The organism is Nocardia sp. NPDC006982, from assembly GCF_042869435.1.
Taxonomy (GTDB): Bacteria; Actinomycetota; Actinomycetes; order Mycobacteriales; family Mycobacteriaceae; genus Nocardia.
Genome location: NZ_JBIAFV010000001.1, coordinates 1,355,535 through 1,371,530, shown reverse-complemented (window position 1 = coordinate 1,371,530; position 15,996 = coordinate 1,355,535). Strand labels below are relative to the sequence as shown.

Sequence of the window (15,996 nt, the reverse complement as noted above, 5' to 3'; positions counted from 1 at the left end):
GATCAGTTCTCCCTGAATTTCGTGAGGGCAGTGACGGTTCCGGCGATATCGGCCGCCGGTGGCACGTGTTCGGGCCGGATGCCGAGCCCGATCACCCGGGCCACCAAACGTGGGAGGCGGGGAAAGCGCCGCAGCAGACGCACCAGCAGTGGCTTATCGGTGCCCGGCCGCCCGGCATTCGGATAGAGATCCGACAGCAGCCGCAGCTGCGCGAATTGCACTACCCGCATGGGGAATTCACGCCTGGCCTGCACGGCGCGCAATTGCGCGACGCTCGGTCGAGCACCCGTGCCGAGGATGGGCGCGAGCAGCCGGGCAGCCGCGATCGCGTCCTGCACCGCGAGATTGATGCCGACTCCGCCCGCTGGTGACATGGCATGGGCCGCATCGCCGATCGCGAGCAGACCGGGTCGGTACCAGCGGCGCAGCCGGTCCACGCGCACATCAAGGGGTTTCACGTCATCCCAGGTGCGGATCTCGGCGGCAAGATGCTCGGTGAGGCTGGGATAGATCGCGGCGAGGTCGGCGCGGAAGTCGGCGAGTCCGGCGGCGCGCACGGTCGCGAATCCGCCCTTCGGGATCATGTAGGCGACCTGCAGGTAGTCGCTGCGGTCGATGCAGACGATGAAGAAACCATTGCCGCTGCGCACGGTAGGCAGCCGTTCGCCGTCGGGTTTGCCGACCCGGAACCACAGCACGTCCATCGGCGCCGCGCTGGCCGCGACCTCGAGCAGGCCGGCGCGCACCATCGAATTGCGTCCATCCGCAGCGATCACCAGCTGGGACCGGACCTCCAGAGGTCCCTCGGGCGTGCGTACCCGTGCGCCGACCACGGTGTCGTGCTCCTGGATGAGTTCGGTGACCTCGGCCCGCTGGATCAGTCGGAAGCCCGGATACCGCCCACCCGCCTCGGCCAGGAAGTTCAGCACATCCCACTGCGGCATGAATGCCACGAACGGAAAACCGCCTGGGAGAGTGCGGAAGTCGGCGAAGATCACCGGCCCGCTCGCAGTGGCCATCGGCAGCTGCGGCAGTTCGACGTGCGGTAGCGCGAGGAATTCGGTGGCGAGCCCGAGTTCGTCCATCGCCCGGAGAGTGGATGGGTGCACGGTGTCACCGCGAAAGTCCCGCAGGAAGTCCGGATGCTTCTCCAGCACAAGCACTTCCACGCCCGATCGGGCCAGCAGTAGACCGGTCATCAGCCCTGCGGGACCGCCGCCGACCACACAGACCTGCACCGATACGGTTGTCACGCCAGACATGTCGGCACCTGCCCGTGGTTGTACACGATCATCTCGCTGAAAATCGACAGCACATCCAGCGGTTCCCCGATCGGACCGCCCGCCGACTCCGCGTCGGCGCGGTACAGATTGCCGACTATGCGTTCCTCGTCGACCAGATCGGCGAATTCACCGTGATCGGCCTCGAGCGCGATGGCCAGCGGGGTGAGTCCGAGGGCGCGGCCCTCGGCGGCCAACTCCTGCACCCACCGCAGATATCGCAGCGTCTGCTCGAAGATCTCGGGCCCGGTCACCGGACCGTGCCCGGAAACTACGGTTTCAGCGCCCAGCTCGGCGAGCCTTTTGATCGCGGTTATCGACCCGCTCACCGATCCCATTAGGCAGAACGGCGCGGCCCCCGACATCACCAGGTCTCCGGCGAAGAGCACCTTCTCCTCGGGAAGCCACGCCACCACATCATTGGTGGTGTGCGCGGCCGGTCCGAGGTGGATGAGTTCGACGCGCCGGTCACCGATGTACAGGGTCACGCGGCTGCTGAAGGTGATGCTGGGCAGGGTGACTCGCACATCGCCCCACTGCACCTGCGGCCACAGTTCGGTCAACGCGAGTCCGGTCTCGATCATTTCCGGCCGGATCCGATCGTGGCCGATGACGACGGCGGTGGGCCCGAAGAGATGATTGCCGAAATTGTGATCGCCGTGGTGGTGGGTGTTGGCAATCGTTCTGGCCGGACCGATACCGAGCCCGTCGACGAATTCGACCAGCGCGCGGGTGCGTCCCTCGGTCGCCAGAGTGTCGATCACGACCGCGCCGTCCGGACCTGCCAGCACGCCCGCATTGCTGACACACCAGCCGCCTCGACTGTGCGTGTAGGCATAGACCCGGTCGGCGATTTCGCGCACTACCGGGCCACCGGCCACGTGTGGTAGTTCGGTGGCGGTCATGTCGGTGACTTCACGGATTCGGCGTACCGCACCGCGCACAGCAGGGTGTTGCGACTGTTGGTCGACAGCGCCTCGGTGAGATATGCACGCGCATCGGCGAGATCGGTATCGGCCCCGAGGATTTCGCGGGCGGCGACCGGATTGATCGCAACGGTATGCCGCGCCGTCACCACCGCGCCGTCCGGAGCGTCCGCGAATTCCCATGCGCCGCTGTGCCCGAAGAGCATGTCAGGCGGCAGCAGCTGCTTGTAATCGATGCGTTCGTCGGTGACACAGACGCGCACGGATTTGGTGGTGTGCGCAATGCCGCCCGCGGTAACGGTATCCATCTCCATCAGCTGCACGCCATCGGCATCCTCGTCGAGTTCGATGCGGCCGACGTGCGGGACGTGTTCGGGCCAGCGCTCACTGTGGTAGATGAAGTCGTATGCTTCGGCTGCCGAAATATCGAGCGGGACAGCGTCTTCGAAGGTATGCACCACATCGTCCACCGGATGTCCCAGCTCTGCGATGCGCGCCAGCGCCGCCAACTCGGTCTCGCTATTGCGATCCACCGCACCCGCGACCAGATCCGGATCCGCCCCGTCCACCACGGTGAAGCGGTGGTCGAGGATGACCTTCGTCGTGCCGGAATCGATCTCGCGGAATGACCAGCCGCCGCCCATGGACGCGATCGGCGCCTGACTGCGCTCCTGTTCGAAGACGATGCGCCGCTGCGCCGCATCCAGTACTCGCCGCGAGGTCCAGTTCTTCACCTCACCGTTGACGGTGGCCCACAACCGGAACCGCTCCTCATCGGGTCCACGGTGCAGATGGCGCACCAGCACGCTCGGCGCGAAAATCACCGGCCATTTGGTCACATCGGCCACCAGGTCGTAGACCACCTCCGGCGGCGCCTGCACCACCTTGGTGTGGCTCATCACCTGGACGTTCATGCCGCACCGCGCAATTGGCTGTTGACGATATCGATCAGCTCCTGCGGCGTCTTGACATCGATGAGCTGCTCCTCCGGGATCAGCACGCCGAAATCGCGTTGGATCCGTGCGGCCGTTTCGATGAGCGCCAGCGAGTCGTAGCCGAGCTGTTCGAAATCGAGTCCGGCGATATCTTCGGCGATATCGTCGCCGCCGGCGCACTCCACGAGGATCCGGCGCAATTCGGTGATGGTCATGGTCATGATCGGCTCCCTTAGGTTTGGTCGACAGCGCGCACGACGACCGCGGAGTTGAAACCCCAACGGCCACGGGCCAGGACGAGGGCGCCGCCGACGGTGGCGGGCCGTGGTGCGCCGAGCACCAGATCGATCCGGTAGTCCTCGGCGAGGGTGGTGGTGTAGGCGGTCGGCGGAATCACCGAATCGCGAATGGACAGCAGCGCGGTCACGATGTCGAGCGGGCCCGCACCCGAGAACAGCCGCCCGGTCAGCGGTTTCGACGCCGTGACCGGCACACCGTCGGCACCGAATACGGCCTCGATGGCCGCCGCCTCGTCCCGGTCGCGGTCGGGTACGCCCGCCGCGTCGGCGAAGACGATGTCGATGTCGCCCGGCCCCATACCGGCGTCGGCGAGTGCCAGTTCCGCGGCGCGGCGCAGACCCGATGGCCTTCCCGTCTCCGGTGCGGGATCGAATGTCGAGGCGTACCCGGCGATTTCGCCGTGCACCTTCGGCACGCCGCGGGCGCGGGCCGCCGTGGCGTCCTCGACCACCAGCATCGCACCGCCCTCACCGGGCACATATCCGGCGGCCGCGATGTCGAACGGCAGATAGGCGCGCTCCGGTGTAGCCGACGTGCTGACCTCGCCGCTCGCCAGATGCGAGGCCCAGCCCCAGGGATCGAGCGCGGAATCCACCCCGCCGGTGACCACCAGCGGTGTGCCGCGTTCGACAGTCCGCCGGGCATGCCCGACCGCGTCCAAACCGCCCGCCTGTTCGGCGACCAGCGCGCTGCTCGGTCCGCGCATACCGTGCCGGATCGAGATCTGCCCGGTATTGACCGCGTAGAACCAGGCGAACGATTCGTAGACGCTGACATGCTCGGAACCGCGCGACCACAGCTTATTGAACTCGCGATGGGTGAATTCGAAACCGCCGGAGGCATTTCCGGTGACCACACCCATGTCGTAGTCGGTCAACGCCGCGGTATCGACCTTGGCGTCGTCCAGGGCCCACTGCGCAGCCACCAATGCCATCCGCGTCGAAATATCGGTCTGTGGCAGCAGTCGGCTCGGCAGATGTTCGGCCGCATCGAAATCGGCGACCTGCCCGGCAAATCGCGCGGTGCTGCGACCGGTGTCGAACCGGGTCAGCGGTGCTATACCAGTGTGGCCGTCCAATACCGCATCCCAGAAGCGTTCGACGCCGATGCCGTTCGGCGCGAGCACGCCCATACCGGTTACCAGGATCATGCCGCCACCGCCTTGGGCTTACGCAACACCATCGCGCTCTGGAAGCCACCGAATCCACTGCCGACGGTGAGCACGGTGTCCATCCGGTGCCCGCGCGCGGTGAGCGGCACATAGTCCAGATCGCATTCCGGATCGGCCTCGTGCAGATTCGCCGTCGGGGGTACCACCTGGTATTCGAGCGCAAGCAGGGAGGCGGCGATCTCGACCGAGCCGATGGCACCCAGCGAGTGGCCGACCATCGATTTGATGGAGCTCATCGGTGTGGCATAGGCGTGCCTGCCGAGACTGCGCTTCACTGCGGCGGTTTCGTGCCGGTCGTTCTGCCGGGTGCCCGAGCCGTGCGCATTGATGTAATCCACGCCGGTGGGGTCGATGCGCGATTCGTCCAACGCGACCCGGATCGCCTCGGCCATCTCCCGGCCGTCGGCCTTGAGGCCGGTCATGTGGTAGGCATTGCATCGTGTGGCATAGCCGGTGATCTCGGCGTAGATACGTGCGCCCCGCTTGCGCGCGCTCTCGTACTCCTCCAGCACGAACATCGCCGCCCCCTCCGCGAGCACGAAGCCGTTGCGCGAGTTGTCGAACGGTCGGGAGGCGTGTTCGGCATCGTCATTGCGGGAGGTGGTGGCCTTGATCGCATCGAAGCAGGCCACCACGATGGGCGTGATCGGGGTATCCGCCGCACCGGCCAGCATCACATCGGCCGAACCCTCACGGATCAACTGCACGGCGTGGCCGACCGAATCCAACCCGGAGGTGCAGCCGTTGGAAACCATGGTGACCGGCCCCTCCGCGCCCACACTCCAGGCCACCTCGGCGGGCATCACGCTGGGCACCATGTAGTCGAACATGTGCGGGGACAGGTAGGTCTGGTCGACCAGCCAGTTCCTACCGGAATCCGACAGCACCAGATATTCCTGCTCCAGGCTGGTCGCCGCGGCGACCGCGCTGCCGAGACTGACGCCGAGCCGGTGCGGATCCAGCGATCCGATATCGATGCCGCTATCGGCCACCGCCTCCCGCCCGCACACCACGGCGAACTGCACCGCTCGGTCCATGCGGCGAATTTCCCTGGGCGACAACCCTTCCTGAATCGGGTCGAAATCGGCTTCGCCCGCCACCTGGGACCGATAGGGGGTGGGGTCGAAGAATGAAATCCGGCGCGTCGCGGTGCGGCCCTCGGACAGCAGTTTCCAGAACTCGTCCTTACCCGAACCGCCGGGTGCGCGGACACCGAGTCCGGTGACGACAACGCGGCGGCTCATACCGCACCACCGGATGCGTTGGGGTTCATGGCGTTATCTCCCTTCGATCGTGGGGTCAAGCATCGAAGGCCTACCTCGAACCTGACTCGAGCGCCGGAGTCGAGCTGTTCTCTAGCGGGTGCGCGCAGGCTGGGTCGCACCTTCCCCGAGCACAGGAGACATGCGTGATGAAGTCAGCACACGGCCTGGACGGTGCCGCGGACTGGGTGCTCTGCCCGGCCTGTCTGATTCCGCTGTACGGTAAGCGATTCGCCCGCGATCTCGATGTCTGCGGTGAATGCGGCAGGCATACCCCGATCACCGCAGAGCAGCGCATCACCCAGCTCGCCGACGAGGGCCGGTTCGAGCCGCTCGCCGTCGTCCGCACCGACGACGATCCGCTGACCTTCACCGATACCAAGCCCTACCCGGACCGGCTCGCCGCCGCACGGGCGCGCACCGGCATGCACGATGCCGTGCTGTGCGCGCTCGCGGCGATCGAGGGCAATCCGGTGATCATCGCGGCCATGGATTTCCGGTTCCTCGGTGGCAGTTTGGGTACCGCGGTGGGTGAGATGATCACCCGATCTGCGGAAACCGCACTCGCCGAACGGATTCCGCTGCTCATCGTCACCGCCTCGGGTGGTGCGCGGATGCAGGAGGGACCGCTGTCGCTGATGCAGATGGCGAAAACCAGTGCGGCGCTGGAACAGCTGGACCGCGCTGGCATCCTCACCATCACGCTGATCACCGACCCGACCTATGGTGGGGTGGCCGCATCGTTCGCCACGCTGTCGGATGTGCTGATCGCCGAACCGGGGGCCCGCCTGGGCTTCGCTGGTCGCCGAGTGATCGAACAGACGATCCGGCAGGAGCTTCCCCCGAAGTTCCAGACCGCCGAATTCCTGTTGGAGCGGGGCCTGATCGATATGATCGTGCCACGCTCCGGATTGCGACAGGCACTCGGTTCGCTACTGCGAGTGGCCGGTCCGGTCGATCCGACCGGCGATGCGGTGACTGAACTGGACGCGGGAACCATTACCGACCCGGCTCGGGTTCCCGAAAGCGATCCCTGGGCACAGGTTCGGCGGGCGCGCACGCCGAGCAGGCCCACCGCGCTCGATTATTTCGCCCTGGCCTTCGACGGCTTCCGGGAGTTGCGCGGCGACCGCATCTCGGGCGACTGTCCGGCCATCGTCGGCGGTACCGCCTGGCTCGGTGACCAGCCGGTCGTGGTGATCGGACATCAGAAGGGACATGCGCCGAAGGAGCTGATGGCCCGCAACTTCGGCATGCCGACGCCGGCGGGATACCGAAAGTCCGCACGGCTCATGCGTTTCGCGGAAAAGCTCGGGCTGCCCGTCATCACGTTGATCGACACCCCTGGCGCTTATCCCGGCGCGACCGCCGAGGAGCAGGGGCAGGCGGTGGTGATCGCGGAGAATATCCGGCTGATGTCCGCGCTGCGGGTGCCGGTGATCAGTGTGGTGATCGGGGAGGGCGGCAGCGGTGGCGCGTTGGCGCTCGGCGTTGCCAACCGGGTGCTGATGTTCGCCAACGGGACATACTCGGTGATCAGCCCGGAAGGGTGCGCGGCCATCGTGTGGAACGATCCGGCTGCGGCACCGAAAGCCGCTGCCGCGCTGTCACTTACGGCCGCTGACCTGCTGCGGCTCGGTGTCGTCGATGCGGTGCTGCCCGAACCGGGTGACGACGTCGGCACCGCACCGCTGGCGGCGGCGAACCAACTGCGCCGTGCGCTGACCGCGAGCCTGCGCGAGTTGACCGGTCACAGCGGCGAGGACCTCGCCGTCGAGCGGCGTGCCCGGTTCCGCCGGTTCGGTGCGCGGCAGCAGGTTACGGTTCGGTCGGTGGCGTAAGAGAGTGCGGGACAATATGTTCGAGAAGATTCTTATCGCCAATCGCGGCGAGATCGCGCTGCGGGTCGCGCGCACCTGCCGGGAACTCGGGGTGCGCACCGTCGCGGTGCATTCGGTCGCCGACGCGGAGTCGGCCGTCGTGCGGTTCGCCGACGAATCGGTGCAGATCGGGCCTGCCGCGGCCAAACGCAGCTATCTCAATGCTGCCGCCGTCCTTGCCGCGGCCGAGACGACCGGCGCCGATGCGATCCATCCTGGCTACGGATTCCTCTCGGAGTCAGCGGATTTCGCGGATGCTTGCCGTGCTGCGGGCATCACCCTGATCGGTCCGCCCGCCGATGTGATGGCCCAACTCGGTGACAAGCAGTCGGCGCGCACTCTGATGGCCAAGGCGGGGCTACCGCTGTTGCCGGGGAGTCTGGATCCGCTCGAGCCCGAGGAGGCGCACACGCTGGCCGACTCGATCGGATACCCGGTGATCATCAAGGCCGCCGCGGGTGGCGGCGGCCGCGGGATGCAGGTCGTGCGCGACAGTGCGGCGTTCCCACGCGCTTATCTGGAGACGCGGGCGACCGCGCGAATGTTGTTCGGGGACAGTCGAGTCTATCTGGAGAAATACCTCGAGGGTGCCCGGCATGTCGAGATCCAAGTGCTGTGCGACGGCTACGGCAACGGTGTGCACCTCGGTGAACGCGACTGCTCGGTGCAGCGCAGGCACCAGAAGCTCATCGAGGAGTCGCCCGCGCCGCGGCTGCCGGAGGGGCTCGCGGCGCGGATGGGCAAATCCGCGGTGGACGGGGTGCTGGAAGCCGGGTACGTCGGCGCCGGAACCGTGGAATTTCTGGTGGACCGGCAGGGGAATTATTTTTTTATGGAGGTGAACTGCCGAATCCAGGTAGAACATCCGGTCACCGAAATGGTTACCGGTATCGATTTGATCGCCGAGCAGATACATATCGCGGCCGGGCAATCGCTCAGCATCGCGCAGGATGATATTTTCCTGCGCGGTGCCGCAATTGAATGCCGCATCAATGCCGAGGACCCATCTGCTGAATTCGCGCCGGCGCCCGGAATCGTGTCCGAATTCACACCGCCCGGTGGTCCGTTCGTGCGCATCGATACACACGTGGACGCCGGATATTCGATCCCACCACACTACGATTCGCTACTTGCCAAACTGATCGTCTGGGCGCCGGACCGGGACCAGGCGCTCGCACGCATGCGACGAGCGCTGGCCGAATTCCGGATTTCGGGTGCGCACGTCGCGACGACCCGGGATTTTCTGCGGGAAGTACTCGATCACCCGGCGATGCGGTCGGCGACGCATTCGACCGCGCTGGTAGACGAGATGTTGCGAGGGGATTAGGCGAGTTTTGCTCGAGCCGAGCGGAATTCGGGGGAGTACCAGCCGATGAGGTATCCCGCGTGGCGGCTGTTGAGCATGGCACTGACCGATACGTCGGAGGCGGCGAGGATATCCTGATGCAATTTCTGTAGCTTCTGGCAGGGATCCAGGCCGAGTTCGCGCTGCATCGACCTGCTGAACTGCTGGTAGGACTCCAATGCGCGGGCGCGCTGGCCCGCCCGGCTGAGAGCGAACATGTAATACGCCTGCAGCCGCTCGTGCAGCGGGTGCTGCATGGTGAGTCGGGCCAGGTCAGGGCATGCTTCGCGATATCGACCGAGTCGCAGCTCGGCCTCGACGCGCAGCTCGATATTGGTCAGCCGCAGGTGATCCAGATGCGAGATCTCCGCGGCGAGCGGGATACCGCCCTCCACATCGACCAGTGCCGGACCGCTCCACAGCGCCTCCGCGGCGGTGAACAGATCGACCGCGCGATAGTCGTCGCCGGCCTTGGCGGCGCAGCGCGCGGCCTCGGACATGCTCTGATAGTCGCGCAAATCGAAGACGCAGTCCTTGACGTCGAACGAATACCCTTTACTGCGGGTGCGGAGAAAACGTTCGGCCACCTCGGCCTGCCCAATGCCGAGTTGCTCGGCCATCTTCTTTCGAATTCCCAGCACATAGGTCTGCACGACGGTGACGGCGCTGCGCGGCGGATCGTCGTTCCACAACTCTTCCGCGAGTGTGGTTACCGGAACGACAGTGTCGTGTCTGACGAGTAGTAAGGCGAGTAGTTGGCGTTGTTTCTGTGCCGTCGGCGTTGCGTTGTGATTATTTAGAGCAAGCGTCAACGGGCCCAACACGCGAGCGCACACTGGATACTTCACCGGAGTTCTCCTACGGGCGTTATTCCCCCCGACCGACGTGAGTTCTCGAAATCCCACCTCGCTGTAGGCAATATCCACACTATCGAAAATCCGGTATCAAGTCGATGAATCTTGAGTTATATCGGAGTTAACTCGACTCGGAGGGGTATGCTAATTCTCCTCCCTGCCAAGGAGATTCGCGCATCGGGCTGGTTCGTGGGACGACGCTCGCTCGGGTTGCGCGTAGCTGGTCATTCGCTTTCGGATGGCGGTGGGTCATTCGCGGCCGGCTGGGCCGGAGTCGTTCGGTCGCGCGGAGCCGCAGCACACTCCTGAACTTGCAGTTTCTGAAAAATTGCAGTTTGTGCTACTTTGGCGGACATGTCCAAGGTCGAGCGCCCGATCGGGTTGCGGGAGCAGAAGAAACGCCAGACCGAGCTCGATCTGTGCCTCGCCGCGCGTCGGCTCGCGGTCGAGCGCGGGCTGGACGCGACGACCGTCGAGGACATCGCGAGAGCGGTCGGGGTCTCGCCCCGCACGTTCTTCAACTACTACGAGACGAAAATGGATGCGGTAGTAGGGCCGGTCGGCGAGATCGGCACACCGGAGTTGCGCGAGCAGTTCATCGCGGGCGGGCCGAGTGGCGTGCTGATGGACGATCTCACCTGGTTGTTCGTGCACGGCTTCGAATCCGAAACCGAGGTGCGCGAGGGCATCGCGCTGGTTACCGAGATCATCAAGACCGAGCCGCGGGTGCTCGCGGCCTTCGTCGCCTCGGGCGCCCGCTTGCAGAGCGTGATGACCGACCTGCTCTCGGCTCGGCTCGGCAGTGCCGTATCGCCCGAATTCGCCGGCCTGGCAGCGGGATTCATGACGAACATCACCACGCGGGCAGCGATGACCACGGTCGGGGATCCGACCGTATCGCTGGCGGCGGCAGTACGCGAACACTGCGCAATGGCCGCGCGGCTGTTCGAACAGCATGACGGGAAGAAGGAGAGACGCAAGAGATGACCATCACAGCTGAATCGCCGCCTGAGCCGATTGTCCTGACCCAGAAGCGGATCTGGCTCATCTTCGGCGCACTGATCGCCGGGATGTTCCTGGCCAGCCTGGACCAGACCATCGTCGGCACCGCGATGCCGACCATCGTCGGCGATCTGGGCGGCATCTCCCATATGGCTTGGACCGCAACGTCATATCTGCTCGCGACCACCATCATGATGCCGATCTACGGCAAATTCGGCGATCTGTTCGGGCGGCGCTGGCCGTTCCTGTTCGCCATCACGATTTTCACCGTGGCCTCCATCGGCGCCGCCGCGTCGACGAGCTTCTGGGAGTTCATCACCTTCCGCGGCCTGCAGGGCGTCGGCGGTGGTGGTCTGATGATTCTGGCGCAGGCCATCATCGCCGATGTGGTGCCCGCCAAGGATCGCGGCAAATATATGGCCCCGATGGGCGCGGTCTTCGGCATCACCTCGGTCGCGGGTCCGCTGCTCGGCGGCTTCTTCGCCGACCATCTCGGCTGGCGCTGGTGCTTCTGGATCAATGTGCCGATCGGAATTGCGGCACTGTTCATCGCCTTCCGCTACCTGAGCATCCCCAGCCGCCGGCCCAAGACCCGGCCCGACTATCTCGGTGTGGTGTTGATGTCGGCCGCGACCACGTTGCTGATCCTGATCACCGACTGGGGCGGCAAGCAATACGCTTGGGGCTCAACGGTCATGGTCACCATGATCGCGGCATTCGTCGTGGTGGTCGCTGCCTTCGTGCTCGTGGAGGCGCGCGCGGAGGAGCCGATGCTGCCGCTGTGGTTGTTCCGCAATCGCACCTTCGTGCTCACCTCCGCGATCGGCTTCGTGGTCGGACTGGTGATGTTCGCCGCCCTCGCCTTCATCCCGACCTATCTCCAAATGGCAACGGGCGCTTCGGCTTCGGTATCCGGTCTGCTGCTGATTCCGATGATGGTCGGTCTGATGATCGCATTGATCGCCTCGATGACGATGATCACCAAAACCGGCCGCTACAAGCTCTATCCGCCCCTCGGCGCGGTTTTGATGTTCGCGGACATGCTCTGGTTGACCCGCCTGGACGCGGACACCGCGATGTGGGTCGTCTCCGCCATGCTGTTCGTCATGGGCGCGGGCCTAGGTCTGATCATGCAGATCATCGTCCTGGTCGTGCAGAACGCGGTGGCCCCCGACCAAATCGGCACCGCCACCAGCGCCAACAACTATTTCCGCGAAATGGGCGGCGCACTGGGCGTGGCGATTTTCGGCTCCATCTTCACCAACCGTTTGACCGAGGGCCTCACCGATGTATTCGTCTCCCACGGGCCCGAAGCCGCAGCGGCGAAGCTGGATCCGAGCGCGCTGGTGCCCTCGGTGGTCAAGCATCTACCCGACGGCTTACACGACGCCATCGTCGGCGCCTACGTGGACGCCTTGGTCCCCGGCTTCTGGTACCTGATCCCGGGCGCGGTAATCGCCTTCGTGCTCGCGCTGTTCATTCCCCATATGAAGCTATCCGATGAAGCGGGCATGGTCGCCCGCGGCGAGGCGGTCATGGAAGAAGACGCGGATCCGCAGCTCGTCGGCGAACACTGAGGCAGGCGAGGAGGACATGAGAAAGGCCTGGGCGGAATTCGCCCGGGCCCTTCCATGCGCAAATCCGTTGTCACGGTACGACTTCGACCACGTCGCCGGGGTTGAGATAGCGGTATGTCGCTTCGGCGCCCTCGGGAGTCATCCGGATGCAGCCGTGCGACTGCTCCTCGATGGGGCCGATATGGGTGGCGATATCGCCGTTGAAGAAGACCGCCCACTTCATCGGAGCGTTGTGCATGGTGCTCCAGAAGTCTTCCCGCTTGAACGCGACCTTGAAGACGCCGGGCGGCGTCTCATACCCGGGCCGACCGTGTGAGATCGGGGTCGGACCGTAGGTGACCTTGCCGTTGTCCATCAGCCAGGCCTCGTTCGTCGAGAGCCGCATGCACATGCGTGCGGTGGTGCCACACGGTGCGACGATCGGAACCGGCGGGATTATCGCCGGTGAGCCGATATCCGGTCCACCGGGCCACAACGGTTCGGCCTGTGCCGTCCCCGCCATCAGGAGACCTGCGGAAACGGCACCGACGAGTAAAGCGGATCTGACCGACCAGTTTCGAAAACGTTTGCTGTTCTTCACGCTTATGACCCCTCTAACCCTTGCCGGCACCCTGTGCGGGGATCGCCAGGGTGATGATGGGACCAACTCCGTCGCGACAAGCATAGAACCGGCGCGAGGTGAAAGTGATCGTTTCCGCATTCGACCTCGGTCTCTGCGGAAGCGGACCGGTGTCGGCATAAGCGACGGATCCGGCGGCATAGACTCCAGCGGAACGAAAGGATCCGCGCGCGCATTGCCCGGGTCCCAAGTACGCTCGAAGTGTCGAAATGTGACGCGACAGATTGGTTTCCGTATTAAGGGGGAACAGTGGACGCGCTGAAGCTCGACCCGGCGGCGATGGCCGCCTACACCACGATCGCGAATACGGTGTCGCAACAGCTGGCCTCCGCGTCGGCGGTCGCGGGTGGCGCGGTGAATCCCGAGCGGCTGGTGGCCGACCTCGGTCAGGTCGGTGCCGGATTCGTGGCCCGGTTCACCGAGAAGGTGGACGAACACGTGCAGGCGCTCTCGACCGCAGGGCAACTGGTCGCCGCCTACGGGCAGGTGCTGCGCGACTACAGCGCGGACATGCAGGGTATCGATGTCGATTCCGCGGGCGCCCTTGCCCGGCAAGGAGAGGCGCTGCCATGAGACGACTGCTTCGACGGCGGCCCACGAACAACGCGGCCGATACTCCTGCCGCCACGCCTATCGATCCGAATGTGGATCCGCCGATCGTTGCGGCATTGGTAGAGCCGCTGCTGCAATTGCGCGCGTCGCTCGGCAGCGGCGTCGCTACTCCGGACCAGTCCGTCGTCAACGCGCTGTCCACCGCGTCCACCCAGGCCGCCGATGCCGAGGGCCCACACCGCGAGGGCCTGCACGCCCTCGAATCGACATGGACCTCCCGCGCCGCCGACGATGCCGTTCCGGCATTGCGCACCACGCAAACTCAGATCGGTGATATCACCGATCGCGGACCCGAGTACCTGTCGGTGCTCGGCGATGCCCATGCCACCAGCGCCCGCGCCGCGCAGAAGGTGGATCAGATCATCGCGGACTTCCGTCGCGACGCCAAGCAGATCATGAGCACCGCGAGCGCGTCCTCGGATTCCGACGCGGTGATCGCGCGAGCGACCCAGGCGCTGCGCGACGCGGTCACCGCGGTCAGCACGGCGCAGTCGGAAATGGATGACCACACTGCGCGGTTGGATGCGATGGGCCCGCTCACGGTGACCACACCGCAAGGTGTCGGCACCACCCAGCAGACGGTCGTGCCGGGTACGACGAACGGCGTGACCACCGCGGGCGTGACCACGACGACGCCACTGGATCCGGTGCAGGCGGCCCAGCTCCAGTTGCAGCAGTACCTGATCAACGCGGGCGTTTCGGTCGGCACCGCGGCCATCGATGCCGGGGTCAATATCGGCACCCACCTGATCGATAAGATCGCCGAGGTCGGCACGCACGCCATGGATACCGTGGCCGCGTCCGCGGATAAGGTGATCGATAAGGCGATTCCCGAACTCATCCATCCGGGCAGCACCACGAATTCGCCCACGGGCGGTGACAGCGCGAGCAAGCCCACGAATGTCATCGACTTCGGTGGTGGATCAGGGCAGTCGTCCAAGTCCGCGCCGAATATCGGAACCAACTCGGTGATCCCGCCGAGCATGGACGGCCCGACCGCGACGAAACCCGCGCCCGCACCGGCGCCGCAGGCACCGGCCGCGAGCGCGGACGCGCCGCCGTCGCGCCCTTCCGGGCCGGAACCGACGAATCAACCCGGCACCACCGGTGGTCTGGCGATGCCGCCGTCGTCGCAGTCGGATGAGGACCGCCGACCGCGCGACGGTCAACTCGGTGTCACCGTGCCGACCGTATTGGCGACCGTCCCGCCTGCGGTGATCGGCGAATTCGACGATGACGAGCTCTGATTCCGGCTCCTCGAGCCAGAACCAGGGCAATCCGTTCGACACCGGGCTGCCCATGGTCCGGCCTGCCGCTGCGGCCCCGAAGCGGCGCCGCCGTCCGAACGCACGCCGCGGTTCGGGCCGGCCCCGGACACCGCTGGCCGATGCGCTCGATCCACCCGAGCGGCCGCGCCGTCCTCGGCCGGCCGGGGATTGGCAGGAGTGGCTCGAACCGCAGCGCCCAGCGGCGGCGCCACCGGAGGCGAATCGCAGTCGGCCTCCGACGCGCGCGGTCGAAGCCGAGTCCGAGCTACCGGCGGAGACGAGTTCCGTCGTACCGACGATCATCGATCGGTCCGGTGGCAATCCCGGTCCGGCACTGCGGCATCCGCCGCGCCGTCGCGATCCGCAACCGAACGGTGGCGGCAACCGAGTCGTCGCGGTACTGATCATGCTCGGTGTGGCGTTGGCGGTGGTCTCGGTGCTGATGTTCGTCTTCGGCGGCTCGGGCGATCACAAGCGACCGGCCGCGAGGACAACACGAGCGGCCGCCCAGGGGACTGGTGGGCGCGCCCCAGCGACCACGGCACCTGGTGACCAACCGTCCGCGGTCGCCACCCCGGGCTGCGAACAGCGGCGCACCGGTGATGTCATCTCCGGCACCGATCCCGGCGGCACCAGCGATGGGCCCTCGGCGATCCTCGCGTTCGAACGTGCCTACTATGTGCAGCGTTCCGGATTCGCCGCGCGCGGCGTAGTCGCCAATGATGCGAATGTGCCCGCCGCCGACCAGATTCAACGCGGAATCAACCAGGTGCCGATCGGCACCCTCTACTGCGTGCAGATCACCCGCGCGGGCAGCGATGCGGGGGATGCGCACTGGGAGGTCCGGCTGACCCAGCAGCGTCCGGGCGAGCAGCCGCAGACCTTCACACAGATCATCACGACGCGAACGGCGGGCAATCGCACGCTGATCACCGCGATCAACGCGGGTTGACGGTCCGATCCAC

Annotated in this window: 15 protein-coding genes; 7 read left to right on the top strand and 8 right to left on the bottom strand. The window is 65.8% G+C overall.

The genetic code is table 11. From position 1 onward, the window contains the following. Nucleotides 1-2: 2 nt before the first annotated feature. Genes ACFYOW_RS06135 through ACFYOW_RS06110 form a run of 6 tightly spaced genes read right to left on the bottom strand, consistent with a single transcriptional unit; the run spans nucleotide 3 to nucleotide 5,856 of the window. Nucleotides 3-1,262: an FAD-dependent oxidoreductase gene (locus tag ACFYOW_RS06135; RefSeq protein WP_387284956.1), complete on the bottom strand. Its 1,260-nt coding sequence runs from the start codon at nucleotides 1,260-1,262 to the stop codon at nucleotides 3-5. Then, the gene (locus ACFYOW_RS06130; RefSeq protein ID WP_387284954.1) at nucleotides 1,250-2,185 is read right to left on the bottom strand and encodes an MBL fold metallo-hydrolase; all 936 of its coding nucleotides are present in this window, start codon (nucleotides 2,183-2,185) and stop codon (nucleotides 1,250-1,252) included. The genes ACFYOW_RS06135 and ACFYOW_RS06130 overlap by 13 nt, the downstream gene beginning before the upstream one ends. Further along, the gene (locus ACFYOW_RS06125; RefSeq protein WP_387284952.1) at nucleotides 2,182-3,120 is read right to left on the bottom strand and encodes an aromatase/cyclase; all 939 of its coding nucleotides are present in this window, start codon (nucleotides 3,118-3,120) and stop codon (nucleotides 2,182-2,184) included. The genes ACFYOW_RS06130 and ACFYOW_RS06125 overlap by 4 nt, the downstream gene beginning before the upstream one ends. Continuing rightward, complete coding sequence (locus ACFYOW_RS06120; RefSeq protein WP_387284950.1) at nucleotides 3,117-3,362, bottom strand: acyl carrier protein; 246 nt, start codon at nucleotides 3,360-3,362, stop codon at nucleotides 3,117-3,119. The genes ACFYOW_RS06125 and ACFYOW_RS06120 overlap by 4 nt, the downstream gene beginning before the upstream one ends. 11 nt (nucleotides 3,363-3,373) lie before the next feature. After that, on the bottom strand, nucleotides 3,374-4,591 hold the full coding sequence (locus ACFYOW_RS06115; RefSeq protein WP_387284948.1) for a ketosynthase chain-length factor: 1,218 nt from the start codon (nucleotides 4,589-4,591) through the stop codon (nucleotides 3,374-3,376). Further along, on the bottom strand, nucleotides 4,588-5,856 hold the full coding sequence (locus ACFYOW_RS06110; RefSeq protein WP_387284946.1) for a beta-ketoacyl-[acyl-carrier-protein] synthase family protein: 1,269 nt from the start codon (nucleotides 5,854-5,856) through the stop codon (nucleotides 4,588-4,590). The genes ACFYOW_RS06115 and ACFYOW_RS06110 overlap by 4 nt, the downstream gene beginning before the upstream one ends. A 167-nt stretch (nucleotides 5,857-6,023) precedes the next feature. On the opposite strand from ACFYOW_RS06110, the gene accA reads away from it, so the two are divergent. Both accA and accC read left to right on the top strand, forming a co-directional pair. After that, entirely contained in the window at nucleotides 6,024-7,715 is a 1,692-nt protein-coding gene (gene accA / locus ACFYOW_RS06105; RefSeq protein ID WP_387286036.1) for an acetyl-CoA carboxylase carboxyl transferase subunit alpha, read from the top strand. Between the two features lie 16 nt (nucleotides 7,716-7,731). Further along, the gene (gene accC / locus ACFYOW_RS06100; protein WP_387284944.1) at nucleotides 7,732-9,081 is read left to right on the top strand and encodes an acetyl-CoA carboxylase biotin carboxylase subunit; all 1,350 of its coding nucleotides are present in this window, start codon (nucleotides 7,732-7,734) and stop codon (nucleotides 9,079-9,081) included. Here accC and ACFYOW_RS06095 read toward each other — a convergent pair. Then, nucleotides 9,078-9,947 carry a BTAD domain-containing putative transcriptional regulator gene (locus tag ACFYOW_RS06095; protein ID WP_387284942.1) on the bottom strand — a complete coding sequence of 290 codons (870 nt, stop codon included), beginning with the start codon at nucleotides 9,945-9,947 and terminating at the stop codon, nucleotides 9,078-9,080. The genes accC and ACFYOW_RS06095 overlap by 4 nt on opposite strands. 360 nt (nucleotides 9,948-10,307) lie before the next feature. Here ACFYOW_RS06095 and ACFYOW_RS06090 point away from each other — a divergent pair, with 360 nt between their 5' ends. Together ACFYOW_RS06090 and ACFYOW_RS06085 are read left to right on the top strand one after the other, a co-directional pair. Continuing rightward, nucleotides 10,308-10,940: a TetR/AcrR family transcriptional regulator gene (locus ACFYOW_RS06090; protein WP_387284940.1), complete on the top strand. Its 633-nt coding sequence runs from the start codon at nucleotides 10,308-10,310 to the stop codon at nucleotides 10,938-10,940. Next, complete coding sequence (locus tag ACFYOW_RS06085) at nucleotides 10,937-12,532, top strand: MDR family MFS transporter (RefSeq protein WP_387284938.1); 1,596 nt, start codon at nucleotides 10,937-10,939, stop codon at nucleotides 12,530-12,532. The genes ACFYOW_RS06090 and ACFYOW_RS06085 overlap by 4 nt, the downstream gene beginning before the upstream one ends. 70 nt (nucleotides 12,533-12,602) lie before the next feature. Here the strand turns inward: ACFYOW_RS06085 and ACFYOW_RS06080 are convergent, their stop codons facing one another. Continuing rightward, nucleotides 12,603-13,034, bottom strand: a complete 432-nt coding sequence (locus ACFYOW_RS06080) for a L,D-transpeptidase (RefSeq protein WP_387284936.1) — start codon at nucleotides 13,032-13,034, stop codon at nucleotides 12,603-12,605. A gap of 366 nt (nucleotides 13,035-13,400) precedes the next feature. Between ACFYOW_RS06080 and ACFYOW_RS06075 the strand changes: the two genes are divergently transcribed. From ACFYOW_RS06075 to ACFYOW_RS06065, 3 genes are read left to right on the top strand one after another with little or no spacing between them, the layout of a single operon-like run. Next, nucleotides 13,401-13,724 (top strand): hypothetical protein, encoded by a 324-nt coding sequence (locus tag ACFYOW_RS06075; RefSeq protein WP_387284934.1) that lies wholly within the window; start codon nucleotides 13,401-13,403, stop codon nucleotides 13,722-13,724. Continuing rightward, entirely contained in the window at nucleotides 13,721-15,010 is a 1,290-nt protein-coding gene (locus tag ACFYOW_RS06070; protein WP_387284932.1) for a hypothetical protein, read from the top strand. Before ACFYOW_RS06075 ends, ACFYOW_RS06070 begins: the two co-directional genes overlap by 4 nt. Further along, entirely contained in the window at nucleotides 14,997-15,983 is a 987-nt protein-coding gene (locus tag ACFYOW_RS06065) for a hypothetical protein (protein ID WP_387284930.1), read from the top strand. Before ACFYOW_RS06070 ends, ACFYOW_RS06065 begins: the two co-directional genes overlap by 14 nt. Nucleotides 15,984-15,996: the final 13 nt, after the last annotated feature.

What these genes read in the sequence shown, in the direction of transcription:
- ACFYOW_RS06135 (WP_387284956.1), bottom strand. Translation starts at nt 1,262, where the DNA reads ATGTCTGGCGTGACAACCGTATCGGTGCAGGTCTGTGTGGTCGGCGGC.
- ACFYOW_RS06130 (WP_387284954.1), bottom strand. Translation starts at nt 2,185, where the DNA reads ATGACCGCCACCGAACTACCACACGTGGCCGGTGGCCCGGTAGTGCGC.
- ACFYOW_RS06125 (WP_387284952.1), bottom strand. Translation starts at nt 3,120, where the DNA reads ATGAACGTCCAGGTGATGAGCCACACCAAGGTGGTGCAGGCGCCGCCG.
- ACFYOW_RS06120 (WP_387284950.1), bottom strand. Translation starts at nt 3,362, where the DNA reads ATGACCATGACCATCACCGAATTGCGCCGGATCCTCGTGGAGTGCGCC.
- ACFYOW_RS06115 (WP_387284948.1), bottom strand. Translation starts at nt 4,591, where the DNA reads ATGATCCTGGTAACCGGTATGGGCGTGCTCGCGCCGAACGGCATCGGC.
- ACFYOW_RS06110 (WP_387284946.1), bottom strand. Translation starts at nt 5,856, where the DNA reads ATGAGCCGCCGCGTTGTCGTCACCGGACTCGGTGTCCGCGCACCCGGC.
- accA (WP_387286036.1), top strand. Translation starts at nt 6,024, where the DNA reads ATGAAGTCAGCACACGGCCTGGACGGTGCCGCGGACTGGGTGCTCTGC.
- accC (WP_387284944.1), top strand. Translation starts at nt 7,732, where the DNA reads ATGTTCGAGAAGATTCTTATCGCCAATCGCGGCGAGATCGCGCTGCGG.
- ACFYOW_RS06090 (WP_387284940.1), top strand. Translation starts at nt 10,308, where the DNA reads ATGTCCAAGGTCGAGCGCCCGATCGGGTTGCGGGAGCAGAAGAAACGC.
- ACFYOW_RS06085 (WP_387284938.1), top strand. Translation starts at nt 10,937, where the DNA reads ATGACCATCACAGCTGAATCGCCGCCTGAGCCGATTGTCCTGACCCAG.
- ACFYOW_RS06080 (WP_387284936.1), bottom strand. Translation starts at nt 13,034, where the DNA reads ATGGCGGGGACGGCACAGGCCGAACCGTTGTGGCCCGGTGGACCGGAT.
- ACFYOW_RS06070 (WP_387284932.1), top strand. Translation starts at nt 13,721, where the DNA reads ATGAGACGACTGCTTCGACGGCGGCCCACGAACAACGCGGCCGATACT.
- ACFYOW_RS06065 (WP_387284930.1), top strand. Translation starts at nt 14,997, where the DNA reads ATGACGAGCTCTGATTCCGGCTCCTCGAGCCAGAACCAGGGCAATCCG.